General features: G+C 60.7%; 24 protein-coding genes and 1 riboswitch. Of the genes, 15 read left to right on the forward strand and 9 right to left on the reverse strand.

Translation table 11 applies throughout. From position 1 onward, the window contains the following. Positions 1-66 precede the first annotated feature (66 nt). Positions 67-756: a hypothetical protein gene (locus LG409_RS05000; RefSeq protein ID WP_227407738.1), complete on the reverse strand. Its 690-nt coding sequence runs from the start codon at positions 754-756 to the stop codon at positions 67-69. Between the two features lie 176 nt (positions 757-932). On the opposite strand from LG409_RS05000, the gene LG409_RS05005 reads away from it, so the two are divergent. The 4 genes from LG409_RS05005 to LG409_RS05020 all read left to right on the forward strand — a co-directional run bounded on the left by LG409_RS05005 (position 933) and on the right by LG409_RS05020 (position 5559). Continuing rightward, complete coding sequence (locus LG409_RS05005) at positions 933-1520, forward strand: peroxidase-related enzyme (protein ID WP_039175809.1); 588 nt, start codon at positions 933-935, stop codon at positions 1518-1520. Positions 1521-1592: 72 nt separating this feature from the next. Further along, a riboswitch (TPP riboswitch) is annotated at positions 1593-1696 on the forward strand. Beyond that, positions 1686-3059, forward strand: a complete 1374-nt coding sequence (locus tag LG409_RS05010; protein ID WP_039175811.1) for a sodium:solute symporter — start codon at positions 1686-1688, stop codon at positions 3057-3059. It overlaps the preceding riboswitch by 11 nt. Before the next feature lie 83 nt (positions 3060-3142). After that, positions 3143-4576, forward strand: coding sequence for a diguanylate cyclase domain-containing protein (locus LG409_RS05015; RefSeq protein WP_227407739.1), 1434 nt, complete (start codon positions 3143-3145; stop codon positions 4574-4576). A 14-nt stretch (positions 4577-4590) separates the two neighbouring features. After that, positions 4591-5559: a magnesium transporter CorA family protein gene (locus LG409_RS05020; RefSeq protein WP_227407740.1), complete on the forward strand. Its 969-nt coding sequence runs from the start codon at positions 4591-4593 to the stop codon at positions 5557-5559. Between the two features lie 38 nt (positions 5560-5597). On the opposite strand, the gene LG409_RS05025 is transcribed toward LG409_RS05020, so the two are convergent. After that, on the reverse strand, positions 5598-6782 hold the full coding sequence (locus LG409_RS05025; protein ID WP_227407741.1) for an MFS transporter: 1185 nt from the start codon (positions 6780-6782) through the stop codon (positions 5598-5600). Between the two features lie 326 nt (positions 6783-7108). Here LG409_RS05025 and LG409_RS05030 point away from each other — a divergent pair, with 326 nt between their 5' ends. Together LG409_RS05030 and LG409_RS05035 are read left to right on the forward strand one after the other, a co-directional pair. Further along, entirely contained in the window at positions 7109-8287 is a 1179-nt protein-coding gene (locus LG409_RS05030) for an alcohol dehydrogenase catalytic domain-containing protein (RefSeq protein ID WP_096923324.1), read from the forward strand. Further along, the gene (locus LG409_RS05035; RefSeq protein WP_096921286.1) at positions 8284-9345 is read left to right on the forward strand and encodes a proline racemase family protein; all 1062 of its coding nucleotides are present in this window, start codon (positions 8284-8286) and stop codon (positions 9343-9345) included. The genes LG409_RS05030 and LG409_RS05035 overlap by 4 nt, the downstream gene beginning before the upstream one ends. Here the strand turns inward: LG409_RS05035 and LG409_RS05040 are convergent. Both LG409_RS05040 and arfB read right to left on the reverse strand, forming a co-directional pair. Further along, the gene (locus tag LG409_RS05040; protein WP_039175821.1) at positions 9335-9535 is read right to left on the reverse strand and encodes a DUF1289 domain-containing protein; all 201 of its coding nucleotides are present in this window, start codon (positions 9533-9535) and stop codon (positions 9335-9337) included. The two genes, LG409_RS05035 and LG409_RS05040, sit on opposite strands and share 11 nt — an antisense overlap. A gap of 49 nt (positions 9536-9584) precedes the next feature. Beyond that, on the reverse strand, positions 9585-10001 hold the full coding sequence (gene arfB, locus LG409_RS05045) for an alternative ribosome rescue aminoacyl-tRNA hydrolase ArfB (RefSeq protein ID WP_227407742.1): 417 nt from the start codon (positions 9999-10001) through the stop codon (positions 9585-9587). Between the two features lie 128 nt (positions 10002-10129). Between arfB and LG409_RS05050 the strand changes: the two genes are divergently transcribed. The 4 genes from LG409_RS05050 to LG409_RS05065 all read left to right on the forward strand — a co-directional run bounded on the left by LG409_RS05050 (position 10130) and on the right by LG409_RS05065 (position 14951). Beyond that, a complete protein-coding gene (locus LG409_RS05050) occupies positions 10130-10741 on the forward strand; it encodes a flavin reductase family protein (protein ID WP_227407743.1) in 612 nt (203 codons plus the stop codon). 82 nt (positions 10742-10823) lie between these two features. Next, a complete protein-coding gene (locus LG409_RS05055) occupies positions 10824-11981 on the forward strand; it encodes an ABC transporter substrate-binding protein (protein WP_227407744.1) in 1158 nt (385 codons plus the stop codon). A 65-nt stretch (positions 11982-12046) separates the two neighbouring features. Then, a complete protein-coding gene (locus tag LG409_RS05060; protein ID WP_227407745.1) occupies positions 12047-14200 on the forward strand; it encodes a methyl-accepting chemotaxis protein in 2154 nt (717 codons plus the stop codon). Between the two features lie 124 nt (positions 14201-14324). After that, the gene (locus LG409_RS05065) at positions 14325-14951 is read left to right on the forward strand and encodes an SDR family oxidoreductase (RefSeq protein WP_039175834.1); all 627 of its coding nucleotides are present in this window, start codon (positions 14325-14327) and stop codon (positions 14949-14951) included. Here LG409_RS05065 and LG409_RS05070 read toward each other — a convergent pair. Further along, complete coding sequence (locus LG409_RS05070; RefSeq protein ID WP_189463667.1) at positions 14946-15731, reverse strand: DUF1499 domain-containing protein; 786 nt, start codon at positions 15729-15731, stop codon at positions 14946-14948. The genes LG409_RS05065 and LG409_RS05070 overlap by 6 nt on opposite strands. Before the next feature lie 105 nt (positions 15732-15836). Between LG409_RS05070 and LG409_RS05075 the strand changes: the two genes are divergently transcribed. Then, positions 15837-16217 carry a hypothetical protein gene (locus LG409_RS05075; protein WP_227407746.1) on the forward strand — a complete coding sequence of 127 codons (381 nt, stop codon included), beginning with the start codon at positions 15837-15839 and terminating at the stop codon, positions 16215-16217. 1 nt (position 16218) lies between these two features. Here LG409_RS05075 and LG409_RS05080 read toward each other — a convergent pair whose 3' ends face one another. Then, the gene (locus LG409_RS05080) at positions 16219-16431 is read right to left on the reverse strand and encodes a DUF3820 family protein (RefSeq protein WP_039175844.1); all 213 of its coding nucleotides are present in this window, start codon (positions 16429-16431) and stop codon (positions 16219-16221) included. A gap of 146 nt (positions 16432-16577) precedes the next feature. Between LG409_RS05080 and mqo the strand changes: the two genes are divergently transcribed. Beyond that, positions 16578-18266 (forward strand): malate dehydrogenase (quinone), encoded by a 1689-nt coding sequence (gene mqo / locus LG409_RS05085; protein ID WP_144980021.1) that lies wholly within the window; start codon positions 16578-16580, stop codon positions 18264-18266. A 61-nt stretch (positions 18267-18327) separates the two neighbouring features. On the opposite strand, the gene LG409_RS05090 is transcribed toward mqo, so the two are convergent. Next, a complete protein-coding gene (locus LG409_RS05090; protein ID WP_227407747.1) occupies positions 18328-19200 on the reverse strand; it encodes a LysR substrate-binding domain-containing protein in 873 nt (290 codons plus the stop codon). Positions 19201-19335: 135 nt separating this feature from the next. On the opposite strand from LG409_RS05090, the gene LG409_RS05095 reads away from it, so the two are divergent. Next, positions 19336-19761, forward strand: coding sequence for a VOC family protein (locus LG409_RS05095; protein WP_039175852.1), 426 nt, complete (start codon positions 19336-19338; stop codon positions 19759-19761). Positions 19762-19790: 29 nt separating this feature from the next. On the opposite strand, the gene LG409_RS05100 is transcribed toward LG409_RS05095, so the two are convergent. Beyond that, positions 19791-20693: an AraC family transcriptional regulator gene (locus LG409_RS05100; RefSeq protein WP_039175854.1), complete on the reverse strand. Its 903-nt coding sequence runs from the start codon at positions 20691-20693 to the stop codon at positions 19791-19793. Between the two features lie 196 nt (positions 20694-20889). Here LG409_RS05100 and LG409_RS05105 point away from each other — a divergent pair, with 196 nt between their 5' ends. Beyond that, the gene (locus tag LG409_RS05105) at positions 20890-21951 is read left to right on the forward strand and encodes an NAD(P)-dependent alcohol dehydrogenase (protein WP_227407748.1); all 1062 of its coding nucleotides are present in this window, start codon (positions 20890-20892) and stop codon (positions 21949-21951) included. 181 nt (positions 21952-22132) lie between these two features. Beyond that, positions 22133-23791, forward strand: a complete 1659-nt coding sequence (locus tag LG409_RS05110; RefSeq protein ID WP_227407749.1) for a methyl-accepting chemotaxis protein — start codon at positions 22133-22135, stop codon at positions 23789-23791. Positions 23792-23849: 58 nt separating this feature from the next. Here the strand turns inward: LG409_RS05110 and LG409_RS05115 are convergent, their stop codons facing one another. Continuing rightward, positions 23850-24617, reverse strand: coding sequence for a class I SAM-dependent methyltransferase (locus LG409_RS05115; RefSeq protein WP_144980033.1), 768 nt, complete (start codon positions 24615-24617; stop codon positions 23850-23852). Between the last annotated feature and the right edge of the window lie 65 nt (positions 24618-24682).

The raw sequence follows: 24682 nt of genomic DNA on the forward strand, positions 1-24682 counted from the left end.
AAATCCGCTTGAAGAGTGGGTGACACGTCAGAAGTCTTCTTCCCGATGGAAGAAGACTTCTGTTATTCAAACGGGCTCGAACAGCGGCAGGCTGTCGCGCAGGAGCTGCTCGATAGGCTCAAGTTGGCTTTCATGCAGCACCAGAAGGTAGGGAGCATCTGGCTCATCGTTCAGCGGGGCCAGCAGGGCAAATTCGCCCTCTTCGAGATGGAACTCATGGATTTCGCGCAGGCCGTGGGGCGTTTCGCACTGAGAGCAGCGGTAAGTATCGTCTTCGCCATAGACCAGGCGATGATACATCTTGAACAGCGTGTAAAGCGCCAGCCCCCCTTCGAACGCTGGCCAGCGAGCAGGCGTTTCGCGGATATCCTCGTTCAGGGTCAGGCCTTCGGCTTCGGCACCTGCAATGGCGTCGGCCAGCGGCGCTGCCAGGATGGCGCTGCCATCGGCAGGTAGCGGTGCATTCTGTCGATTGGCCGCCGCAAAACGCGCAGCCGCGGCATGGAAATCTGCCAAACTGTTCAGGTGGAAATCAGCATGTTGCAGGTCTTCTGGCTCGAAGCCGCCGTTCTCCCAACCGTGAATCACCCGTAACGTGATTTGACCATGAGCGATAGGGCGAGCCAGCAATGTATGAAGCATGATGCGGATATGCAACTGGCGCTCATCCGTATCGTTTTCGAACGCACGGTAGGGGTCCGCGAACAATGCATGCAAACGCCCTGGCGTGTGCTCTCTTGCTTCAGAATAAGACATGGTGGTTTCCCTGTTCCAGACGCCGCTTGGCTCAACGCTGACGGCGCTTGTGAGATATGCTCAGCAAGAGTATGGCGAGCCTCAAGGTGTAATGAAAGCCTAAAGAGTTAGCATTTTGTTAACCATAAAGACGTATTGAAGATGACGGTCATCAACATAACAAGAAAGAGGTAAACATGTCTGCGTCATTAAGCCGATTTAATATCCCCGAGAGCCTGGACGACCTGCCTGACGACATTCGCAAGGCCATGTTGGCGGTGCAGGAAAAAGCCGGGTTCGTGCCCAATGTGTTTCTCATGCTGGCGCATCGCCCAGCGGAATTTCGCGCTTTCTTTGCCTACCACGATGCATTGATGGAGCGGGAATCCGACACCTTGACCAAGGCAGAAAAGGAAATGATCGTGGTCGCCACCAGCGCTCGCAATCGCTGCCTATACTGCGTCGTGGCGCATGGCGCGCTGGTACGCATCTACAGCAAAGACCCTCTGCTGGCCGACAACGTGGCCATCAACCACCGCACAGCGGGGCTGAGCGAGCGCCACCTGCGCATGCTCGATTTTGCGCTGCACAGCGCCATCGAGCTGGGGGAGTTGACGCCGCAGTGGCAAACCCGGTTGGCGGAAGTGGACTTTACCCTGGAAGACTGCTGGGACATCGGTGCCATCGCCGCCTTTTTTGGCATGTCGAATCGTTTGGTCACCCTGGCGGGAACCCCTCCTAATCCAGAGTTCTATCTCATGGGGCGCGTGCCGAAACCAGCCTAGGCCATGGTTCAGGACGCATTGTAACGCTTTACCAGGGTTCCCCTTTCAGTGAAGATACCGCCTTCATTCATTCACTGTCGCCAGGGGAGCCCATTGCGGGCTGAGAATGCGCGTCACGCAGACCCTGGAACCTGACCCGGTTAATACCGGCGGAGGAAGCGCGACATGCCGTACCTGACGTCTGCTGTGCTGGGCGCAGCGCTGTGCTGCTTTGCTTTTTTAGGCCTTCGGGCACGTTTTGGGGGAGGCTCGCTGGATGACTATGTCACGGCGCGCAACTCACAGACGGCAACCACCCTGGGGCTCTCTTTTCTGGCGTCGGGGATGGGGGCCTGGATTCTCTTCGCGCCTCCTGAAATCGGCGCGTTCGTGGGGCCGGTGGCTCTGTTGGGCTATGCCTTGGGGTCGGCGCTGCCCTTTCTGGTGCTGGGGCTCTACGGGCCCAGAATACGTCGGGCGCTGCCTGGCGGGCGCAGTATCGCCGAGTTCGCCGAGGTGTGTTACGGCAAAGGGGTCCGCCACTGTGTCACGCTGGCCTCCGTGGCGTACATGGGGTGTTTCCTGGCGGCTGAACTGACGGCCATCGGTGCCATTACCGCGCTACTGTCAGATGTTCCACCTGCCTGGGTCATCATTGGCGTAGCGCTGACGACCCTCGTCTATACTGTTCTGGGTGGCCTGCGAGCCAGTTTGGCCACCGACCGCTGGCAGGCTTGGCTACTGTTGATCCTGCTATGTGCCGTGGCGGGCGTAACGTTATGGCGCTTGCCTGCCATGCCCAGTGACGCGGCGTTGCCGGCCTTGCCCATGGGAACTTCGCTGAGCGTGGCATTGACACTGGTCATTGCCGTGACCGCAGCCAACCTGTTCCATCAGGGCTATTGGCAGCGGCTGTGGGCGGCTCAGGATAGCGCCAGTCTTGGCCGTGGGGCATGGCTGGGAGGCGGCATGACGGTGGCCGTGGTCATGGTCATCGGTGGAGTCGGCATGATGGCAGCGCTGAGCGGTGTGAACCTCGGCGAGCCGCCGATGCCCTTTTTTGCCCTGTTGGCAGAGGCTCCTGTCTGGATCACGCTACCGGCACTGGTGCTGGCCGTGACGCTGGTGACCTCCAGCGTGGATACGCTGCAAAACGGCATTGCGTCGCTGTGGGCAACGGGAGAGCAGCCACATGCCTTGAACAAGGCACGCTGGATCACGGTACTGCTGATGGTACCGGTGATTCTCATCGCCTTGCAGGGGCTGTCGGTGCTGAGACTGTTTCTGATTGCCGATTTGCTGTGTGCGGCCATCGTGGTGCCAGTGCTGCTGGGCCTGTGGCAGCGCATGACGCCACTGGCGGCCATCAGTGGTGGCGTAGCGGGCCTGGTGGGGGCGGTATTGCCGGGCTGGCTGGGTCAAGGCTCCTTGATGGCGGGCATCATGGCTGCCACGTTTCCTGGCAGTATTCCCACCCTCGGACCCTTCCTGGGAGCGCTGCTGCTCTCTAGTCTGGTCAGCGTCATCGTGGCCTGGAGTACCCCTGTGGGTAAGCGGTGACAAAAAAATCAAGGCGTTAGGCAGGCTCACAAGTTTCACGTTATGATGTTCAGGGGGTGTTAACGACATTAGGTGTAACGACCATGAGCCACCTGTTGCCATCGAATGAAGCGCTGCGTATTGCCGCCTTGCAAGAGCTGGCGTTGCTGGACACCCCCAATGAACCTGTATTCGACCGAGTCACTCGGTTGGTGACGGTCCTGCTGGGGGTCCCTCAATCTACCGTCACGCTGGTGGATACCGACCGCCAGTGGTTCAAGTCTCAGGTTGGGCTGGAACTTTCGGAAACGCCGCGCGACGTGGCGTTCTGTGCCTATACCGTGCTGGCGGAAGCGCCGCTGGTCGTCAACGATGCGCTTCAGGATCCGCGCTTCGCCAGCAACCCTTATGTCATCAAACCCGACGGCATACGCTTTTATGCCGGAATCCCTCTGAAAACCACCCAAGGTCTGGTATTGGGCTCCCTGTGTGCCATGGATTCGCGCCCTCGCGAACTGAGCCCCCAGGAGTTCACTGCGTTGCAAGACCTGGCCGATGTGGTGTCCGGTGAAATTCATTTGCGCGAGCGCTTGATACGGGAGGAGAAGCGTAATGCCAGTTTCAAACGTGACCTCACCGCGCTGCACAACAGCCTGGAACAGCAGATAGAGCGGCGTACCCGCGAGCTCAATCTGGTCATCGAGTCGGCCTACGACGCCTACCTGAGCATCGACGACCGTGGCCGGGTGCTGGACTGGAATCGCGCCGCACAGGCTATGTTCGGCTGGTCGCGCAAGGAGGCGTTGGCCCGCCCCATTACCGACCTGATGTTTCCTGCAGGCGTGCCCGGGCAGGACGATCCTTCACCCATCGAATGGAACGCCCGGCGTCGAGATGGTGGGCGCTTGCCGGTAGAGATTCGCCATCAGCGCTACGAACTCAATGGGCGTTGGCGACGCAGCCTGTTCATACACGACATCACCGAGCGCCAGCAGTTGGCACGCCTGCGTGACCAGGAGGCCAGGCAAGATGTCTTGACCGAGTTGCCCAACCGCCGAGCCCTCGACGAACGCTTGCCTGAGGCCATGGCGCGGGCTCGACGCAGTCTCGTACCGCTGGCGGTGCTGTTTCTCGACCTGGATGGGTTCAAGCGAATCAATGACCTGCACGGCCATGCCATGGGCGATGAGCTATTGCGAGACATCGCCAATCGCCTCAAAACCGCCGTGCGTGAAACGGACTTCGTGGCCCGTTGGGCAGGCGACGAGTTCGTCCTGGTGCTGGAGAATATAGAGCACGATGCCATCGCACCGCTGGCGCAGAAGTTGATCCAGCTCATTGAAATCCCCCTGTCCATAGGCGATACCGTGCTCAAGGTCAGCACCAGTATCGGTATTGCAGAGTATGTCCCCGGGGCAGAAGAAACCCCGCAAGAGTTGTTGAAGCGAGCCGATGTGGCGATGTACGAAGCCAAGCGAGCTGGCAAGGCGCAAACGCGCTTGGCAAGCCCTGCACTGCCTTCACCCGACGCCAGTTAATTCAAGGAAAGCACATGATTCGATGTCTGATGACCACACCAGAGGGAGAAGTGCGCGAAGGTGACCTCTCGCTGATCGATGTCTGGAAACGCCAGGAGGGCGCGCATATCTGGGTCGATATGCAGGGCGAAAGTGAAGCCAGCGAGCGCGAGGTGCTCGAGGGATTTTCCTGCCATCCCATGGCGATTCAGGATGCCCACAAGGTGCGTCATCCACCCAAGATCGAAGAGTTCGAGAATCATACGCTGATCATCTACCGAGGCATTTCCTCCTTCGATGCTCAGCTCAACTTCGTGCCTCAGCAGCTGTGCTTTTTCGTTGGCGAGCGCTTTCTGGTCACGCTGCATCCTGGCTTGGCGCTGAGTATCGAACGGTTACTCAACGACCAGGGCGCGCGGCTGCTGTCGCGTTCTCCCGAGCAGGTTGCCTTGCGCGTCATGTATACCTCGGCGGGCTTTTATATCGACAGCCTGCTGGAGTTCGAGACCGAACTGAGTGACCTGGAAGACGAGCTGCTGGAAAACGGCAATGACGTGCTGATGCGTCGGATTACCGCGTACCGCTCTCGGCTGGTCAAGATGCGGCGAGTGTTCAGTTACCACAAGGGAATCACTCAGGAGCTGACGGCTTACGACTACGCGCACCTCCCCCGGGGTGAGAGCGAGACGCTGCATGCCATCACCGATGTGGAGGAGCGCTTCGAGCGCCTGCACTCCTTGACCCAGATGTATTACGACATCTGTGGTGATCTGGTGGATGGCTACATCTCGATTTCGTCGCATCAGTTGAACATCACCATGCGGGTATTGACCGTCATTACCGCCATTTTCGTGCCGCTGACCTTTATTGCCGGTATTTACGGCATGAACTTCGACTACATGCCCGAACTTGGCTACCAGTATGGCTACTTCTTCGTTTGGGGCGTCATGGTGACCATTGGCGTACTGCTGATCTGGTTGTTCAAACGTAAAGCCTGGTTCTAGGCACCGTCCGAAAACGGGCTGTGCTCGGCCATACGGTGTCAAAAGTCGGCAGCAGAGCGAGCAAGAGTACGCAGTCGCAGTGTCAACAGGCACAGCGCAAGACCGATCGACAGCCATAGCGAGGCCAGCAGCACGGGGAAAGCGCCGGGCCCGGCGGTGTCCAGCAGTGGGCCCGTCAGCGAGGGAATGATCAGCGCTCCGCAGCCCGCTGCCGTAAAGATGGCCCCGGTGGTGCGGCCCCGCATCACCATGCTGTGGTTGCATAGCGCAAACAGCGTGGGGAAAAAAGCCGAGGCAGAGAGGCCAAACAGCAATGCCCCTGCGGCAAGCGAAAGCACACCTGCATGCCAGCCGCTGGCCGCGGCGAGCCCCATCGTCAGGCACGCACCCAGTATCTGCCAAGGCGCACACCAGCGCAGCAGAGGAATGGCCAGCAAGCGTCCCGCCGAGAGGGCCAGCCAGAACAGCGTTGCCAGCAGGGTGGCCTGCTCGCCGGGCAGCCCCGATAGCGCGCCATACGCCGTCACCCAGCCGGCAAACGTCACCTCGATGCCCACGTAGAGTGCAAACAGCAGCAGAAAAATCCCCAGCAGAAGAGGGTCGCGATGCTTGCGTGGGGCGGGCGTTTCGCTCACCCCGCAGGTCGCCCCAGGCATGGTGGGGCTGGCAAAGCGTGATAGTGGCCACAGCATGCCCGCGACGCAAAGTCCCACTACCCAGAAGGTCCAGTGAAACTGGCCAGTCAGCGACAGCGCTGCCACCATCACCAGCGGGGTCAGCATATTGCCAACGCTGAAGCAGAAGTGCAGTGCGCTCACATTGGGGCCTGCGGCGTCTCGGTGCAGCCACAGCAGCAGCGTATTGCCCCCGGCGTTCAGCGACACTTCAGAAAACCCCAGCAGCATGAACAGCAGTGCCAGCAACACGAGAAGCGGGCTCAAGGGCGCCAGCGCCAATCCGGCCACGGTGAGTATGCCCATGATCAGCAGCACACGATGCCCATTGAAGCGGTCCATCAGCAGTCCGGTGACCAGGGCTCCGCTCATGTTGCCCATGGCCCGAGCCGTGAACAGTACGGCAATCTGACTCATGGAAGAGCCGCTGGCACTTGCCAGGTGGGGCAGGGCAGGCCCCAGCAGCCCGCCGGTCATGCCAATGGAGATGAATAGACCAAAATAGGTCCAGGTCAGGCGGCGGTGATAGGCAGAGCTGAAATGAAGCATACCGTTCCTTGGCAGAGTCTGGGAGGCGCCCATGAACGATGAGCTTGACCCTTTTCGAAGTTGGCCACCATTGGCGAAAAGTTGACGCCCCAGGGGGAAAACGGCGCAAGCGGTAGGGAAACGATCACCCGGTATTGTTGGCCGCCGTTGCGGCTGGATGTCTTGAACCTGACCGGGCGTTTGTTATTGTCGTGGTATATGCACCGATCAGGAGCCAGCCCATGGCCAATACGGACCGCAGAACCTCACGTGTCACCAGCGCTGCCAATGATTCCGAGACTTCCATTTCCACCACTTCCATTTCCACCACTGCTATCCCCTCCAGCATGTCGGCCATGCTGCTGACCGGTCATGGCGATGTGGACATGTTGCATTATCGGCAGGACGTACCTACGCCTCAGCCTGGGGCCGGTCAGGTGCTGGTGCGCGTCACGGCGACAGCGAAAAACAACACCGACCGCAAGGCACGCGAAGGGCTCTATCCCACCAAGGGCAAGGAGGAGGTCACCTCGTTCGCCATGGGCGGTGCCCCCACCTTGAGCTTTCCGCGTATCCAGGGGGCCGATGTGGTGGGGCACATCGTGGCGGTGGGCGAGGGCGTCGATGGGCAGCGAGTGGGTGAACGTGGGCTATTGGATTTCAATCTCTACCCCGATGACCGTCGCGATATCAACCTGATGCCGGATTACTACGGACATGGTGCCGATGGGGGGTTCGCGGAATATATCGTGGTGCCTGCCGACCAGTTTCATCACATCGCCAATCCTGAGTTACCAGATGCCCCTCTGGCGGCCATGGGAATGTGCTCCTATCAGACCGCCTACCACATGATGACGGCGGCCAACGTGCGGGCTGGCGAGCGGGTGCTGGTCAGTGGGGCCAGCGGAGGTGTAGGCACGGCGCTGATTCAGCTGTGCCGCATCATCGGCGCCATCCCTTATGCCGTCAGCCAGCCCAGCAAGGCCGATGCCCTGCGCGGGCTGGGCGCGCAGGCGGTGATCGACCGAGGCGATTTGCCCACCTTCGTCGAGCGCGTGCTGCACGCCACCGAAGGGCGGCCCATCGATGCGGTCATGGACCTGGTGGGGGGCGACATGACCGACCTGTTCATCGACACCATGATCAGTGATATGTCGCAGCGCGCCACGTATCCGCGGCTGGCCATCGCCGGTGCCAGCGGTGGTAATCTCAGCGAAATCATGTGGACGCGCATCTACCTGTATCAGGTGCAAATCGTCGGGGTCTCCCATGGCACCCGTGAAGAGGCCGAACAGCTGATCGCCTGGATTCGCAGCGGCGAGCTGAAGCCGGTGCTGCACGGGACCTTCAAGCTGTCGCAGCTGCACGCGGCGGAGCGCTACTTCGTCAATCGCGGCAGCGACTATCTGGGCAAGATCGTGATCGTGCCCGATGCCCAGTGGGAGGCCCATGGGGCGCCGTTCGCGCTTCAGTCGGCTGCTCTTCAATCTGCCGCTCTTCAATCGGAACGGGAGCCTCGCCAGTGAATACCGTGCATACCATCAAGCTGCTGGACACCCACGCGGGAGGCGACGTGAGCCGTATCGTCACCGCCGGGATCGATACGCTGCCGGGCAGCACGGTGCGCCAGCAAATGGAGTATCTGCGTGACGACGCCGATGGCCTCCGGCAGCTACTGCTGGGCGAGCCCTATGGCATTCCGGAAATGTCGGTCGACCTGCTGGTGCCTGCTACTCACCCTGAGGCGGTGGCGGGGTACATCATCATGGAGGTGATGGGCTACCCGATCTACTCAGGCTCCAACACCTTGTGCACGGCCACGGCCGTTCTGGAAATGGGTATCGTGCCCAAACAGGAGGGGCTACAGCGCTTCAAGCTGGAAGCCCCGGCAGGCCTGGTGCAGATCGAAGCGCGGGTGCGCAACGGCGTCGTCGAGTCGGTGACCTGTGAAGGCTTGCCCAGCTATATCGACAGCTATCGCGATACGATTCTGGTACCGGGCATTGGCGACGTCACCTACTCGGTTGCCTACAGCGGTGGCTTCTACGCGCTGGTCGATGCCGAGGCGCTGGGCTTCAAGCTGGTACGGGACGAAGAGGCCGCGTTGGCGGCCTGTGCCCACAAGATCATCGAGGCCATCCAGGCCCACCGAGGGTTTTCCCACTACACTCTGGGCGATGTGGGGCCGCTGCCCTTTCTACACTTCATGGGGCCTGAAGAGCAGGTGGCGCAGGGCTATGTGCGTTCGCGCTCTGCCACCTACGTACACCCCGGCGTGATTTGCCGCAGCACCACCGGCACCGGCACCTCGGCGCGGTTGGCGCTGATGCATCATGAAGGGCGGCTGGCGCCGGGCGACAAGCTGGAAACCGTCTCGTTGAGAGAAACCGGGTTTATCGGCACCTTTACAGGCACCCACCAGGAAGGTGCCTATCAGGTGGTGGAAAATACCATTACCGGGCGCAGCTATGTGCTGGCCGATTCCACCATCGTGATCAACTGCGACGACCCGATGGTCGCCTGTGGCGAGCTGCACCATATCTTGAGTGATCGGCACGCCCAGCCTGCGCCGGTCAAGGAGTAGCGTCATCGCCGATGTCCAGATAACCGGCCTGTTCGATACGCGTCCAGACGGGCGCTTTCTCTGCATCGGTCATGCTGCCCCAGCAGGCAATCTCATCCAGAGTGCGCCCGCAGCCGCTGCACAGCGCCGTCTCGGGGTTGATCTGGCAAATATGGCGGCAGGGTGACACAGGGCGAGGCTGGTTGAGCATGGGGGGCGTGGTATCCGGTTCGAAATGGGGGGAGGGTTCACGGAGGGCGTCAACCCAGCGGCACTTTACCACGCAGTGACTTGATCTTGCCTTTGCGGGTCTTGTGATCCACCCGCCGCCGCTGGGAGCCTTTGGTGGGCTTGGTTGGGCGGCGTGTCTTCGGCGTACGGGCCACGCTTTGAATCAACGCCTGCAAGCGGTTCAAGGCGTCTTCCTTGTTCAGCTCCAGCGTGCGAAAGCTCTGCGCCTTGATGATGACCACGCCCTCTTTGCTGATCCGCTGGTCGGACAGCGCCATCAGCCGCTCCTTGTAGATAGGGGGCAGCGTCGAGCGCGCAATGTCGAAGCGCAGATGCACGGCAGAGGCGACTTTATTGACGTTCTGGCCGCCCGCCCCCTGGGCACGAATCTGGCTGATATCGATTTCCCAATCGGCCAGCGTGACGCTATTGGAAATAGTGAGCATTCAATTCTCTGGTAACCCATGAGTTGACAAGGCTAGCACACTTGACAGCAGGACGGCTCGACGGCCTAGTAACACTCGGTCTCTACAACAATGATTATCTGGTTCCTATGGCCTGATAAGGAGTCTTCATGGATACCCTGCTGGAAACCTCGCCGCTAAGCGCCGGAACGCTTTATCGCCTGCTGTCGGGCAGTATTTGCCCCAGACCCATTGCCTGGGTGGCCACCCAGGATGGCCAGGGCAATGCCAACCTGGCGCCGTTTTCGTTTTTCAACGTGGCCAGTATCGACCCTCCCATTCTGGCTTTTGCACCGCTGCTGGATGGCAGCGCCCAGCCCAAGGACACGCTGCGCAATCTGGAAGACGTCGGCGAGTGCGTGGTGCATGTGGGCACCGAAGGCTTGATCGAGGCGCTCAATACTACCAGCGCCAGCCTGCCGCCCCAGGAAGACGAGTTTGCCCTGGCAGGGCTGGAAAAGGCTGCCATGCCTGGTGTGAGCGTGCCGCGTATTGCAGCGGCGCCCATCGCTTTTGGCTGCCAGCGAGTACAGGTGATCCGCTTCGGAGATCAGCCGCTGGCTGGCAGCCTGATTCTGGTCAAAGTGGTGTCGATCCACGCCGATGAGACCGTCTGGGATGGCCGCCACGTGCATCTGGACACGCTCAAGCCGGTGGGGCGCCTGGCAGGTAGCGACTATGTCAGAGTCAGCGACCGCTTTGCCCTGGACCGACCTGGCTAGAGGCCGAAAAACGCCCTCTTGGGTGACTAAAGTCGTAGCGGTTTGTGCCGATATTTGTCCAAAGCAACCTGAGGATAAAGCAATGCACAAAATGAGAACGTGGCTTCTGGTAGCGGGCTTACTCACTTCCCCGCTTTCTCTGGCGGAGCTCAAGGTGGGTATCGTGGCACCGTTGAGCGGTGCAGCGGCTCCCTTGGGCACGGGTATGCAGCAGGGTATCGAGGCTTATTTTGCCAAAGTAAATGCCGAAGGTGGCGTCAACGGGCAGTCGCTGGTACTGCAAGCCTTCGACGATCAATACTCGCCGCTGCCCGCCGCCGCGCATACGCGGCAGCTGGTCGGTGACAGCTCCCTGCTGGCGGCCATCGGTAACGTCGGCACGCCCACTGCCGCCGTGACCATCCCCATTCATAACCAGCACAACACGCTGCTGTACGGCGCCTTTACTGGCGCTGGCATTTTGCGCCGTTCGCCCCCCGACCGCTATGTGATCAACTACCGGGCAAGCTATGTGCAGGAAACCGCCGCCATGGTGGCGGGGCTATTGGAAGCAGGAATCCAACCCGAAGAGATCGCCTTTTTCACGCAGAACGACAGCTTTGGTGATGCAGGTTACAATGGCGCGCTGCGCGCCTTGCACGAAGAGGGCTTTACCGACACCTCACAGCTGGCCCACGGCCGTTTTACACGCGGTACCCGCAATGTTCACCAAGGGCTGGCAACCATTCTTCAGGCACCTGTCGTGCCTCGTGCGGTGATCATTGTCGGCACCTTTGGCCCCGCTGCCGATTTTATCCGCGAAGCGCGTCAGGACCTGCCGGAGACCGTGTTTCTGAACGTCTCTTTCGTGGGTAGCCAAGCCCTGCTGGAGGCGCTGGGGCCACTGGCCGAAGGGGTGATCGTGACTCAGGTCGTGCCGCCACTGGAGGCTGACCTGCCAGCGGTAGAAGAGTACCGCCAGGCGTTGGCGGCGCATGTGCCCGGCAGCGAGCCGGATTTCATCTCCCTGGAGGGGTATCTGGCTGCCAAGCTGTTCGTGGAAGGGGTGAAAGCCGCCGGAGAAAATCCGAATCGGCAAGCCATCGTGGAAGGCTTGCTGGGATTGGGCACCATCGATATTGGCGTAGGTGAGCCGCTGACCCTGGGGGAAGGAGACCATCAGGCCAGCGATGCCGTGTGGGCCACGATCATTCGCAACGGACAGTTCGAGCCGGTCGATTGGGCAAGCGTTGCACCATAATTCAAATAGCATAACCACTGACACAGCGAATACCCCTGATGAAAAAGACGATAAGCATACGAGCCATGCTCATTAGCCTATTCGCTGCCGCCGTTCTGGGCGCGATGGTACTGGCGGGCACCGGCTGGATGACGAATCAGCGGCTGATCAACGTTCAACACCTCATCACCAGCGATGTACTTCCTTTGCAGGATGCCAGCCGCAGCATGGTACTGACCATGGGCGCGTTTGGTCAGCGTCATGCCGACCTGCTGGCGGCCGACAGCGAGGCGGCCCTTGACGGCGTGACCTCGCGCAGCGCGTTGAACGAACGCTTTGCACGTGCGCGAGACGGGTTGGAGCGCAGCAGCCAATCGGCGCTATCGAACCAGCTCAGTGCACTGGACACTCACTACCAGAGCTTGCTGGCGGGTGATGAAACACTGGAAGAAGTACGCCGTGAAGCCTTGAATCTCTCGGCACAAATGGTCTCCCAGCTGCAACAGATGCAGGCTGCCATCACCACGGTCATGCACAGTGCCGAAGACATCGCCGGTCGCACGGCGCTGGCGCAGGTGCGTGAAGAGCGCCGTCAGCGTGAGCTGATGGAAGCCTGGCGTGAGGAGGGCACGACCTCGCTACCGACCCAACTGCTGGACACCATGTTCGCTCCTCGGGTGGACATTGGACGGCTGAGCGGCAATGCCCGCATGGCCGTGGCGACGCTATCCGACCTTGGGCGCCAGATGATGCAGGTGGAGAGCGTGGATGCGCTGGTCAACCTGCGTACCAATGAGATTGCCCAACAGGTAACCCTGGCACGCCAGTCGCTGGCTGCCATGGGAGAAGCACCCAGCACGACCGTCGAACAGCGCGCGCTGATCGCCGAACTGGACTCGGTGATTGCCGACCTGCATGCCCTGATGGTGGAAGATACCGGCTCCGTTTATGACCTGCGCCAGCAGCAGCTGGCCCAAGGCGAGCAGGTACAGGTGGCGCTGGCCAGCGTGGCACAGGCGTCCGATGAGATGCAGGGCGTACTGAGCGATATCGAAGCCTACACGGTCGAGCGCGCCGCCAGTGCCAGCAGTGAAGCGGAAACGCTGGCCAACGCCGGGCGCACGCTGCTGGTACTGGTCACGCTGGGCGTCATCGGCGTGCTGGCCATTTTTGGTTGGCGCACGATGGTGCGGGTACTGGGTCCGCTGGTCGCCATGCGCCGTCAAATGGAAAGCATCAGCGGTGCTGCGGGTGAAAATGCCGACCTCTCCATGCGTCTGGCCCTGGCCCACAATGATGAAGCAGGGCAAACCGCCCAGGCCTTCAATGAGATGATGGACACCTTCGAAGCCATGGTGGCACAGATCCGCGAAAGCGCCGAAGCCATTGCTTCCAGCAGCCGCCAGATCGCCGCAGGCAACGAGAACCTGTCACAGCGTACCGACCAGCAGGCGGCTTCGTTGGCAGAAACCGCGTCCAGCCTCGAACAGATTACCGCCACGGTCAAACAGACGGCGGACTACGCCGACCAGGCCAAAGATGCCAGCACCAACGTCGATGGGCGTGCCCGCTCGGCGGGGGATGTTGCCCAGCGTACCACTGCTGCCATGAGCGACATTCGCCAGGCCAGCGAGAAAATCACCTCGATCATCAAGGCCATCGACGATATCGCCTTCCAGACCAACCTGCTGGCACTGAATGCGTCGGTCGAGGCAGCCCGCGCGGGAGAACAAGGGCGTGGGTTTGCGGTGGTCGCCCAGGAAGTGCGCAAGCTGGCGGGGCGTAGTGCCGAAGAGGCTGCCCAGATTCGCCATCTGGTCGATGACAGCGTCCAAAAAGTCAGTGAAGGTGAGCAGTTGGTGACGGCCTCCAGCCAGCACCTGCAAGAGATCATCGACAGCCTCACCGAGGTCACCCGTTATGTGACCGAGATCGCCGATGCCACCAAAGAGCAGTCGGCCGGCATCGATCAGATCAATCAGGCGATTTCGCAACTGGATCAGGTGACCCATCAGAACGCACGGCTGGTACAGGAAGCCACCACGGCAAGCCACACGCTGGATGAGCGCGCGGGGGACATGCACTCCTTGGTCAGCCGCTTTCAGGTGAGCCACGATGCCGGGCGTCAGCCTGCGGCGCTGCCCTCTCAGTCATTGTCTCAGTCATTGTCTCAGTCATTGTCTCAATCACCGTCCCAGTCTCGAGGACATGCTCAATCACAGCCCGCTCGCTTGAAATAAGCGCTTCTCCATCCCCCTTTCCCCGACAGCGAACGCCCCGGCGTTCGCTGTTTGCCTCTCAATCGGTTGAACTTTGCTGCACTTGCCTACACTGATAAAGAGTGAATCAAGACAAGGAGGCAAGATGACGACGCTAGTGATAGGGGCCAATGGACAGATTGGCCAGCAGTTTTGTGCCTTGGCCAAACAGGCGGGCACGCCCGTCAAGGCGATGATTCGTCACCGGGAGCAGGCGGCATGGTTCGAAGAACGCGGCATTCCTACCGTGATCGCCGACCTGGAGGGTGAGCTGGAGCATGCCTTCGAAGGGTGTGATCAGGTGGTGTTCACGGCAGGGTCGGGGCCGCACACCGGGCCTGACAAAACCCTGTTGATCGACCTGTTCGGTGCCATCCGCGCAGCGGATATCGCCAGCCAGCGTGGCTTGTCACGCTATATCATGGTCAGTGCGCTGCGCGCTGAAAAACCTCTGGAAGCCCCGCAGAACATGCGACCGTACATGGCGGCCAAGTTCGCTGCCGACGCCCACCTGCGCCATAGCGATATCTCCTACGTGATTCTCAAGCCGGGGCGGCTCACCGATGATCCCCCCAGCCACAAGTTTGCCAGCAGCGTGGAAGAAGCGGGCGACAATCGCATTTCGCGTGCCAACGTGGCCCATGCGCTGCTGAGGGTGGTGCAGACGCCTTCGATCATCGACCGCGACATTACCCTGCTGGATGGCAAACGCCCCATCGATGCGTTGTTATAACGCGTCACTCAGGCGCTCATTCAGGGCAGCCATGAAGGTCTCGATGCGCAGTGCGTTGGTGCCCACGTCGCTGGCACCCAGGCGAGAGGCTGAACGCATGTCCACTCGGGTACCCGCTGGCTGCTCGGTCAAGCGAATCACCACATCGTCCTCGAAGCCAAACCAGCGGGTAGTGGCCGTGGCTTCCAGGCGGTCTGGAGCGATGTCGGCAATCTGCCAGCCTGCTGCCTCGACTTCCGCCTGCACTGCCGCCAGTACAGTGACGGCATCGGCCGCTACCTGCAGCGGCTGAATTCGAGGGTAGGCGGCTTGCTGCTGCCTTGCCGTGGCATCACCGGGGTAGTCGACGGCATTGGGGGCGGCCTCGCGGGCTTCACGAAGGGCCACGAAAGCCGGCGGATTTTGCGTATCGGTGGTGATGTCATGAATGACAGGCGCCTGCTGGGCACGTTGCCACTGCTGCCAAGGCAAGTACAGCAGCGCCGCCGTGGCCAGCAGGACGAGCAGTGCCGCACCCGCGGTGCCTGCCCGTCGAGTGAACGCACTGATGAGCAGCGTCAGCACGCTCAAGGCCAGCGAGGCCATGGCCGTGAACACACCATTGCGCAGCAACGTAAATGCCTCACCCAGCCCTACCCATTGCCAGCGATATGCCGGGCCAGCGATGGCCATCATGGTCACGGCCGCCAACAGCGCCACCAGGCTCAGCCAGACCAGCGCGCTGGGCCAGCGGCTTTTGTTGCGTGTACGGCTGAATGTTCTTGTGAATGCTCTGGCCATCCCTTTCCCCTTGGAAACATGACGTGTCTGCCCAGCATAGCCAGCGATGTGGTAGCGTGGCCACTTTTCCCGCCTGACTCAAGATGCCGCCATGAGGGACGCTCCATGCACTCACCCAGACACTCTTCATCGGATGTGACCGCCACGCAGGCAACGGCTTTGCTCGCCGGCCGAGTGCGCGCGCTGCTCGAGCAAGCGCCTCGGCAGGCCCTGCCCATGACCTACCAGCAAGTGGCGACTGCCCTGGGGCTCACCCCGCCGGGCACCATTGCGCAAGTGGCCAATGCGCTTGAATGGCTCATGGAAGAGGACGTGGCGGCAGGGCGGCCCCTGGTCGCGGCGCTGGTCATCAGTCGGCGTGGCGAAGATCGTCCGGCCAGCGGGTTTTTCGAAAAGGCCGTGGCGCTGGGTCGCTTTCCGCAGGACCCCGCGACCCACGCGGAGCACTACCTGGCCGAGCGCGAGGGGGCCATGAATCTCCGTTGACTCACGCCTTGCGCAGCGGGTCGAGCAGGCCACTCAGGCCGTTATGGTCGATTTCGTGCATCAAGTGCAGCAGCTGGCCAATCTCCCCGGAAGGGAAGCCTTCTCGCGCAAACCAGTTGAGATAGGGCCCAGGCAGGTCGGCGATGATCCATCCTTCGTATTTGCCAAAGGGCATTTTGCGTGAGACCAGCTTTTCGAGGTCTTCGGGTTTCATTCGGTAATTCCTTTCATTCTCATTTAAGCGTTCTTTTATGTTTCCGCGCCCACGGTTTTTTGTTAGACTTTCGTCGACAATCACCCCCCTCGACGCTGGGCGCTCACTGCTCCGGCACGTCATTTCTGTATCGTCAGGGACATGACATGCAAAAACGTTTAAGTCTTTTACTCTGCTCGCCGCTGCTGGCGCTAGCAGCAATGCCCGTTTCGGCCGATGAACCGGTCGATGTCCTGCTGATTGGCGGCGGCATCATGAGCGCTACGCTGGGCACCTATCTCCAGGAGCTGGAGCCGGAGTGGAGCATACACCTCTACGAGCGATTGGATGAAGTCGCCGCTGAAAGCTCCAACGGCTGGAACAACGCAGGTACCGGACACTCGGCTTTCTGCGAAATGAACTACACCCCTGAGCAGTCGGACGGTAGTGTGGCCATCGACCGTGCGGTCAACGTGACCGAGCAGTTCGAGGTGTCTCGCCAGTTCTGGGCGCACCAGGTGGACCGTGGCATGCTCGGCGAGCCCGGCTCGTTCATCAGCACCTCTCCGCATTTGAGCCTGGTATGGGGCGAAGACGACGTGGCGTTCCTGCGCGAGCGTCACGCCACCATGGTACAGAACCCGCTCTACGCCGGAATGGAGTACTCCGAGGATTGGCAGGAGCTGGCCGAGTGGATGCCGCTGGTCATGGCCGGTCGTGAGAACGACGGCACCCCGGTGGCAGCAACGCGCATGCAGATGGGCACCGAGGTGAACTACGGTGCGCAAACGCGCCAGATGATCGAATCTCTGGCCCAGGGCGACAACTTCACGCTGGGTCTGAACAGTGAAGTGCGCGGTTTCGAGCGCAATGACGACGATACCTGGCAGGTTCGTATCGCCGACTTGACTAGCGGTGATGAATTCACCATCGATGCACGCTTCGTCTTCATCGGTGCGGGCGGTGCTGCGCTGCCGCTGCTGCAGGAAACCGGTATTCCTGAAGTAGAGGGCTACGGCGGCTTCCCGGTGGGTGGCCAGTTCCTCTACACCACCAACCCGGACGTCGTGTCTCAGCACCTGGTGAAAGTGTATGGCAAGGCCGGTGAAGGCTCACCGCCGATGTCGGTACCCCACCTGGATATCCGCTATCTGGACGGTGAACCCGCGCTGTTCTTCGGCCCGTTTGCCACCTTCTCCAGCAAGTTCCTGAAAGAAGGCTCCTGGACCGACCTGTTCGGCTCCATGACGCTGAACAATACCTGGCCGATGATGCAGGTCGGAGTCGATAACTTTGACCTCGTGCGCTATCTGGTCAGCCAGGTGATGATGTCGGAAGAAGACCGCTTCGAAGCGCTGCAGGACTTCTACCCGGAAGCCAACCCCGAAGATTGGTCGCTGTGGACAGCGGGCCAGCGCGTGCAGATCATTCGCAACGATGAAGAGCAGGGCGGTGTGCTGCAGTTTGGTACCGAAATCATCAGCTCTGCCGATGGCAGCATGGCTGCGCTGCTGGGCGCTTCGCCGGGCGCTTCCACTGCTCCGTCGATCATGCTGAACCTGCTGGGGCGTGTGTTCCCCGAACAGGTGGCCACCGAAGAGTGGCAGTCTACCCTGACCGCCATCGTGCCGTCCTACGGCCAGAAACTGGCGGAAAACCCGGAGCTGCTGCGTGATGTGCGCGCCTATACGGCACAAACCCTGCAGCTTGACGAGCCCATGAACCTGCAGGCGGGCGATGCCGTCGAGGCAAGTGACGTCGAAGACGCCGCTGACGAGGCGGAGCAGGACGCCGAACCCGCTGACGAAGCGGAAGCTCAGGACAGCGAGCAGGAAGAAGAGGTAACGCAGGCGTAAGTACAACGCCTGTCGTTGGTCGATACAACGCCAGCCTTCGGGCTGGCGTTGTGCGTTTCGTTCATTGGTATGCGGCGTATTCCACCAGCAGGGCGATCAGGGAACGGGCTGCCTCGTGGCCAGGTTGATCGCCTCGATATACCACCCCGATATCCCGGTGAAAGGTGTGCTCACCGAGGCTGACTGCCCTGATGGCGCTGGGCCAATGGTCAAGGGCGCGAGGCTCTGGTACCAGCGCGACGCCCACGCCGTTGGCCACCAGCCGAACGATGGCATCCAGTTCATCGACTTCACACACATCGCGCACCTGGCAGTGCTGATCGCGCAAGAAGCGCTCGACCTGCCGCCCCCCAAAGGACGTCCGGTCGTAACGCACGAACGGATGACGCTCCAGCAATGCTCGCCAATCGCTCCCTGACCAGTCCTGCGGTACCAACAGGCGAAAGGGTTCATGGGCCAGTGGCTGCCAGCGCAGGTCGCTGTGCAGCGAGAAGGGCGGCCGAATGATCACGGCCATATCGAGCTCTCCTGCATCCACCTGGCTCATCAGCCCCAGTGACAGCCCAGGGACCACCCGGCTGCGGCAGTGGGGAAAGTCGCGGTGAAAATGTGCCAGCACGTCCGGCAGCAGCGTACGTTGATACGAGGCAATGGCGCCTAGCGTGATGAGCGTGCCGGGGGCCTTATCGGTGCCTGCTGCCCCCAGCGTTCGGTACAGCGCCAGCAGGGCGCGGGCTTGCTGCAGGGTGGCCTGGCCTTGCGAGGTGAGGACGGCATTGCGACCGCTGCGCTCGAACAGTGTGACCCCCAGCTCCGCTTCCAGGCGCTTCATCTGGGCGCTGACGGCCGCCTGGGTCAGTCCGGTCTGCTGTCCGGCAGCGGCAAAAGTACCGTGCTGGGCCACGGCGACAAGCGTTTTAAGCTCACGAATCATGATCGGTAACTCATCAATATTTTTTGTGAGTTTATCAAAAAACAATTGATTTTATTTTTGCATGGCGGCTTTTAGGATGGCTGAACCAACCATAAACGCAGCACATCGCGGCATACCCGATAACAGGAGCTTCTCATGAGCCTTTCCCCTTTCCACCTGGCAATCCCCGTTTACGATGTGCCGCTGGCACGCGCTTTCTACAATGATGTTTTTGGTCTGGAAGAGGGGCGTTCCAGTGACCATTGGGTGGATTTCAACTTCTTTGGCCACCAGCTGGTGATTCACGGGCATCCCAAGACGCCTGGGCAGGAAAGCGCCCATACCAACCCGGTGGATGGCCACAATGTGCCGGTACCGCATTTTGGTGTCATCCTGGAGTGGGATGAGTGGGAAACGCTGGCCGAGCGCCTGAAAGCCCGCGATACCGATTTCGTGATCGAACCCTATATTCGCTTCAAGGGAGAAGTGGGTGAACAGGCCACCATGTTCCTGCTCGACCCCTGCGGCAATGCGCTGGAGTTCAAGGCGTTCAAGGACAAGAGCCAAATTTTTGCCAAGTAAGTGCGCTTGTGTCGCCGGCAGGGCGCGTGTCAGGCGCGCATGGCCTGCTCCTGTCGGCGATGCTGTAGCGGTGGCTCGCCAAAGTAACGCTTATAGTCGCGGCTGAACTGAGGCACGCTGCGGTAGCCGACGGCCAAGGCGGTCTGGTTGACGTTATGGCGGTCCTGCAGCAATAGCTGCTGAGCCTTCAGCAGCCGCAGCCGTTTCAAGTATTGCGCCGGGGAAGCCCGAGTGATCTGCTTGAAGTGCTGATGAAAGGTCGAGACGCTCATGTTGGCTTGACGAGCCAGCTGTTCCACTGAAAACGGATCGGCAAAATGAGCGTGCAGATGGGAAAGCACCTGCACGATTCTCGCATAGTGGCCATGGCCGCTGACCAGCGCACGCAGCGCTTGCCCCTGTTCCCCCTTGAGCGCTTCGAATACCACATCGCGTATGCGCGCTGCCCCCATGGTGCGGCACTCCATCTCGTCGTGCAGGGTGTGGGCGAGCCGCAGTACGGCGGCCTGCATGCCCTCGTTCATGGCCACCGAGGCCATGGGCCTGGGGGTTTTCACGGTTTGCACAAGCGGCCCCTGATCGCCCATGGCCGTGACCAGCTCGTTGAGCAGTGCGGGGTCCAGAGAGACCGAAATACCCAACAGCGGCGCCTCTTCGGAGCCGTGTGTTTCGCACTCGAAAGGCAGCGGCAGGGTCTGAACGAGATAGTGGCCAGGATTGTAGTGAATCTCGCGGTCACCCAAGTAACCGATCTTTCGCCCTTGGGCAATCACCGTCAGCCCCGGTTCGTACATGAGCGGGGTGCGCGGCTGATGCCGTTTCAGACACAGCAGGCTGACCCGTGGCAGTGTCGAGGCGTTCATTCCTTCCCGTCGAATCAAGGGAGAAAGGCACTGAGCGAGGGCATTACCGGCAGCGGTGGTAGTGGCCATGGTAGCTCCGAAAGGTAGGCAGTCTTGGGGCAGCTGCGACGATTGTGCCTTTTTTGAGCGAATTTTTGTTATTTTATTACGCTTGAGTGGAGAAATAGGCAAAAAAAACGGAGCTTCGTTCATCGCTAACCGCGGCGGTACGGCCAATAATGGTGACTTCTCTCGCATGGGCGGGATGCCTTGAACAGGAGTTTCCATGAGCCAAGCAAAATCTTACGCCGCGTTTTCTGCCGACAAACCCCTCGCGCCGTTTACCTTTGAGCGTCGTGCGCCGCGTGCCGACGACGTTGCCATCGAAATTCTCTACTGTGGCGTATGCCACAGCGACCTGCACTTTGCGCGTAACGACTGGGGCATGAGCCAATACCCCGTCGTGCCCGGTCACGAGATCGTCGGCCGCGTAACCGCTGTGGGCAACGACGTGAGCCGCTTCCAGGTAGGCGATCTGGTAGGGGTGGGCTGTATGGTCGATTCCTGCCGTACCTGTTCGGCCTGCCAAGAAGGCGTAGAGCAATACTGCCTGGAAGGCTTCACCATGACCTACGGTAGCCCCGACCGTCAGGATGGCACCCTGACCCAGGGCGGCTATTCCGATGCCATCGTGGTGAGCGAGCATTTCGTGCTCAAGATGCCCGATGGTATCGATCTGGCCTCGGCAGCGCCTATCCTGTGCGCCGGTATCACTACCTACTCACCGCTGAAGCATTTCGGAGTAGGTAAAGGGCACAAGATCGGTGTGATTGGCATGGGTGGCCTGGGCCATATGGGTGTGAAGCTGGCCAAGGCGCTGGGCGCAGAAGTCACGGTATTTACCCGTTCCGACGCCAAGGTAGAGGAAGCCAAGCGAAACGGCGCTGACCACGTGGTGGTGTCCAGCGACCCGGCGCAAATGGAGGCCGTGGCAGAGACCTACGACTTCATGCTGGACACCGTGCCGGTGCAGCATGACCTCAACCCCTACCTGGCCGCGCTCAAGTACAACGGTACGCATATCATCGTCGGGCTGCTGGAGCCCATCGAGCCGACCATCGAAGCGTTCAATCTGGTCTTCAAGCGCCGCGTGGTGGCTGGTTCACTGATCGGCGGGATTGCCGAAACGGAAGAGCTCTTGAAGCTGTGCGCCGAACAGAACATCACCTGCGATATCGAAATGCTGGATATCAACGACATCAACGAAGGTTTCGAGCGCATGGAAAAAGGTGACGTGCGTTACCGCTTCGTGATCGACATGGCCACGCTGAAAAACACGCCTGCCTGAGGCATTTCACGGGTAGCGATGCCCACTCTCCGAGGGTTTCTCGGGGAGTGGGCTTTTTTGTGGGCCCATCAATGAAAATTTGTTGATATACATAAGTCGTAGAGAGGCCGTTTTTTGGCGTGGATTGTTTTACCCTTCGCTTGAGCAGTGCCATAACGAATAAGCACAAGGGAACTCACCCATGAAGCATCTCTCAATCAAATGGAGCCTGACGGCTGCCCTCGCGGTGCTGGTGGTGATGATTGGCCTGATTAGCGGGCTGGGCTTTTATGCCAATACCAACAGCGGTCAGGCACTTGCCGAAATCAACAATACCAATGTGAGGCTGGTCAATCTGGCCAACCGAATGCAGGTCAATGCGTTACGGGCGCAGACCTTTCTCGACCGCGCTGCCAGCTTCAGTACCATGGGCAATCCTGAAAGAGGTCAGGAAAGCCAGGGGCAGGCAGTGGAGGCCACGCAGATCGCGCAACAGTACTTCGAGGAGTTCTCCGCTGTGGTGGTGGCCCCGGAAAGTGAGCTTTCCCGCTACCGAAATGCGGTGGCCGAGGCTTATCAAGCCTTTGTGGTGGAGGGCTTGGAGCCCTTGTTGAATGCGCCGCCTTTCCAGATCCAGCGCCGCCAGGCGGAGCTGGGCGAGCATAGCGCGCGTCTGGATACGGCGATGAGCGATTTTGTGGCCTATACCGAATCCCGTGGTCAGCAGGTGATGCAACAGGTTGAGCGAGTCGCGACCTGGGTAGGTGCCATCGCCATTGGTCTACTGCTGTTTTCACTGTTGGCGGCGCTGGTCATTCGTATTGCCATGGTGCGCGGGGTGGTCACGCCGCTGCGCCAGGCACTGGACCACTTTGCGCGCATTGCCGACGGCGACCTGACCGGGCGTATCGAAGACCGCGGCCGTAACGAGATTGGCCAGCTGTTCATTGGGCTGGCCGCCATGCAGGAAAAGCTCAGAACGCTGGTCCTCTCGTTGCGCAGCAGCAGTGAACACGTCTACAGCGGGGCCAGCGAGATCTCCTCCGGCAGCCAGGACCTCTCCTCGCGTACCGAGCAGCAGGCCGCCGCGCTTCAGCAAACGGCTTCCAGCATGGAGCAGATGGCGACCACGGTGGGCACCAATGCGGATATCGCCCAGCAGGCCGACCAGCTCTCCGTGGCGGCATCGCAGTCGGCAGAGCTGAGTGGCGACGAGGTCGAGCGAACCGTGCAACTGATGCGGGATATTGCGGCCAGCGCCGACAAGGTGAACGACATCATTGGCGTGATCGACTCGATTGCCTTCCAGACCAATATCCTGGCGCTCAATGCCTCCGTGGAAGCGGCCCGAGCCGGTGAGCAGGGGCGCGGCTTTGCCGTGGTGGCCAGTGAGGTGCGTTCTCTCGCTACCCGCAGTGCCGAGTCGGCCAAGGAGATTCGCGGTCTCATCGAGCAAACCACGGCACAGATCACCAGCGGTGCCAGCCAGGCCGAGCGCAGCGGGCAAACCATCCATCAGACGGTGGACGCCATTCGTCAGGTCACCACGCTGGTGGGTGAAATTTCCACGGCAACCCGTGAACAGAGCGGAGGGATCGAGCAGATCAATGCGGCGCTGACCGAAATGGATTCGGTGACCCAGCAGAACGCGGCGCTCGTGCAGGAAACCAGTGCGGCGGCCACTGCCCTGGAGGGCCAAGCCAGTGGCCTGGCAGAACTGATCTCCACCTTCCGGCTGGCCGCTGGCGAGCAGCTGTCGCCTGCGCCGCAGGCGCCAGCGCCCGCCCTGACTCGGCAAGCGGCAGGACAGACGCCTCCGGCCAAGTCGATTCAAAAGCAGGACGAGTGGGACGAATTCTAAAGAGGAAGACCATAGAACGCCCCCTGAGCGCACGATGTGCTCAGGGGGCGTTTTTCTTTCAGGCGTGGGCTACCACGCGCAGGCGCACGTAGTCGGCGGTCCAGTTGCCGTGCCCATCGCTCAGGCTGTGCGACAGCAGGTTGACGGTATGATCGAACACGGCATCTTTCAGGTCGTCATCCAGGCCGTGGAAGAACGGGCTGGCAAAGGTGTCCAACCAGTTGGCCATGCCCTTGGGCAGCGGCGTAGGGCGCGGGATGAGCTCGATGCTGTCGATACGAAAGCCCACCGTTTGCAGCAGGTTGGCGTAATCCTCTGCCGTCGGGAAATACCACGGGTGACGCCCTTTGGAGCTGATACCACGGAACTGTAGCGAGGCAATCAGCGCGGTGCAGATGGCCGCCACGTTGCCGTGCCCACCAAACTCGGCCACGAAGCGGCCACCAGGTTTGAGGGCTCGCTTGACGCCTGCCAACACGGCCTGAGGGTCCAGCATCCAGTGCAGGGCGGCATTGCTGAAAACCGCATCGAACTCGTGGTCGAAGGGCAGTTGGTGGCCATCGACGACTCTGGCCGTCACGCCGCGCTGCTGCGCCGCCGCGACCATTTCCGCCGACGCATCGACGCCCAGCACGTCAGCGCCCAGCTGCATGATGCGCTCGCTCAATACGCCATCACCGCAGCCTAGATCCAGAATGCGCTCACCTGGCTGAGGGGAGAGCAGCTTCAGCACCTCGTGGCCCAGCTTGGGCACGAAAGATGCGTTTTCCGCGTACTGGCTAGCATTCCATGCTTGCCCAGGCGGGGTATGTGAGGCGTTTGTCATGGCGGCATCCTGGCATCGTTATTCAGTGGTGCGATTATTCAGAGTGAAACACTGTATTAGAATAA

It is taken from the genome of Halomonas sp. NyZ770, from assembly GCF_020616575.1.
GTDB lineage: Bacteria > Pseudomonadota > Gammaproteobacteria > Pseudomonadales > Halomonadaceae > Vreelandella > Vreelandella hamiltonii.

Bases quoted from the DNA above. Each gene is read 5' to 3' on its own strand.
- LG409_RS05100 (WP_039175854.1), bottom strand. From the start codon at position 20,693: ATGGCCACTACCACCGCTGCCGGTAATGCCCTCGCTCAGTGCCTTTCT.
- LG409_RS05050 (WP_227407743.1), top strand. From the start codon at position 10,130: ATGGATACCCTGCTGGAAACCTCGCCGCTAAGCGCCGGAACGCTTTAT.
- LG409_RS05095 (WP_039175852.1), top strand. From the start codon at position 19,336: ATGAGCCTTTCCCCTTTCCACCTGGCAATCCCCGTTTACGATGTGCCG.
- LG409_RS05030 (WP_096923324.1), top strand. From the start codon at position 7,109: ATGTCGGCCATGCTGCTGACCGGTCATGGCGATGTGGACATGTTGCAT.
- LG409_RS05115 (WP_144980033.1), bottom strand. From the start codon at position 24,617: ATGACAAACGCCTCACATACCCCGCCTGGGCAAGCATGGAATGCTAGC.
- mqo (WP_144980021.1), top strand. From the start codon at position 16,578: ATGCAAAAACGTTTAAGTCTTTTACTCTGCTCGCCGCTGCTGGCGCTA.
- LG409_RS05060 (WP_227407745.1), top strand. From the start codon at position 12,047: ATGCTCATTAGCCTATTCGCTGCCGCCGTTCTGGGCGCGATGGTACTG.
- LG409_RS05015 (WP_227407739.1), top strand. From the start codon at position 3,143: ATGAGCCACCTGTTGCCATCGAATGAAGCGCTGCGTATTGCCGCCTTG.
- arfB (WP_227407742.1), bottom strand. From the start codon at position 10,001: ATGCTCACTATTTCCAATAGCGTCACGCTGGCCGATTGGGAAATCGAT.
- LG409_RS05105 (WP_227407748.1), top strand. From the start codon at position 20,890: ATGAGCCAAGCAAAATCTTACGCCGCGTTTTCTGCCGACAAACCCCTC.
- LG409_RS05005 (WP_039175809.1), top strand. From the start codon at position 933: ATGTCTGCGTCATTAAGCCGATTTAATATCCCCGAGAGCCTGGACGAC.
- LG409_RS05025 (WP_227407741.1), bottom strand. From the start codon at position 6,782: ATGCTTCATTTCAGCTCTGCCTATCACCGCCGCCTGACCTGGACCTAT.
- LG409_RS05090 (WP_227407747.1), bottom strand. From the start codon at position 19,200: ATGATTCGTGAGCTTAAAACGCTTGTCGCCGTGGCCCAGCACGGTACT.
- LG409_RS05010 (WP_039175811.1), top strand. From the start codon at position 1,686: ATGCCGTACCTGACGTCTGCTGTGCTGGGCGCAGCGCTGTGCTGCTTT.
- LG409_RS05055 (WP_227407744.1), top strand. From the start codon at position 10,824: ATGCACAAAATGAGAACGTGGCTTCTGGTAGCGGGCTTACTCACTTCC.
- LG409_RS05020 (WP_227407740.1), top strand. From the start codon at position 4,591: ATGATTCGATGTCTGATGACCACACCAGAGGGAGAAGTGCGCGAAGGT.
- LG409_RS05070 (WP_189463667.1), bottom strand. From the start codon at position 15,731: ATGGCCAGAGCATTCACAAGAACATTCAGCCGTACACGCAACAAAAGC.
- LG409_RS05065 (WP_039175834.1), top strand. From the start codon at position 14,325: ATGACGACGCTAGTGATAGGGGCCAATGGACAGATTGGCCAGCAGTTT.
- LG409_RS05110 (WP_227407749.1), top strand. From the start codon at position 22,133: ATGAAGCATCTCTCAATCAAATGGAGCCTGACGGCTGCCCTCGCGGTG.
- LG409_RS05040 (WP_039175821.1), bottom strand. From the start codon at position 9,535: ATGCTCAACCAGCCTCGCCCTGTGTCACCCTGCCGCCATATTTGCCAG.
- LG409_RS05000 (WP_227407738.1), bottom strand. From the start codon at position 756: ATGTCTTATTCTGAAGCAAGAGAGCACACGCCAGGGCGTTTGCATGCA.
- LG409_RS05080 (WP_039175844.1), bottom strand. From the start codon at position 16,431: ATGAAACCCGAAGACCTCGAAAAGCTGGTCTCACGCAAAATGCCCTTT.
- LG409_RS05075 (WP_227407746.1), top strand. From the start codon at position 15,837: ATGCACTCACCCAGACACTCTTCATCGGATGTGACCGCCACGCAGGCA.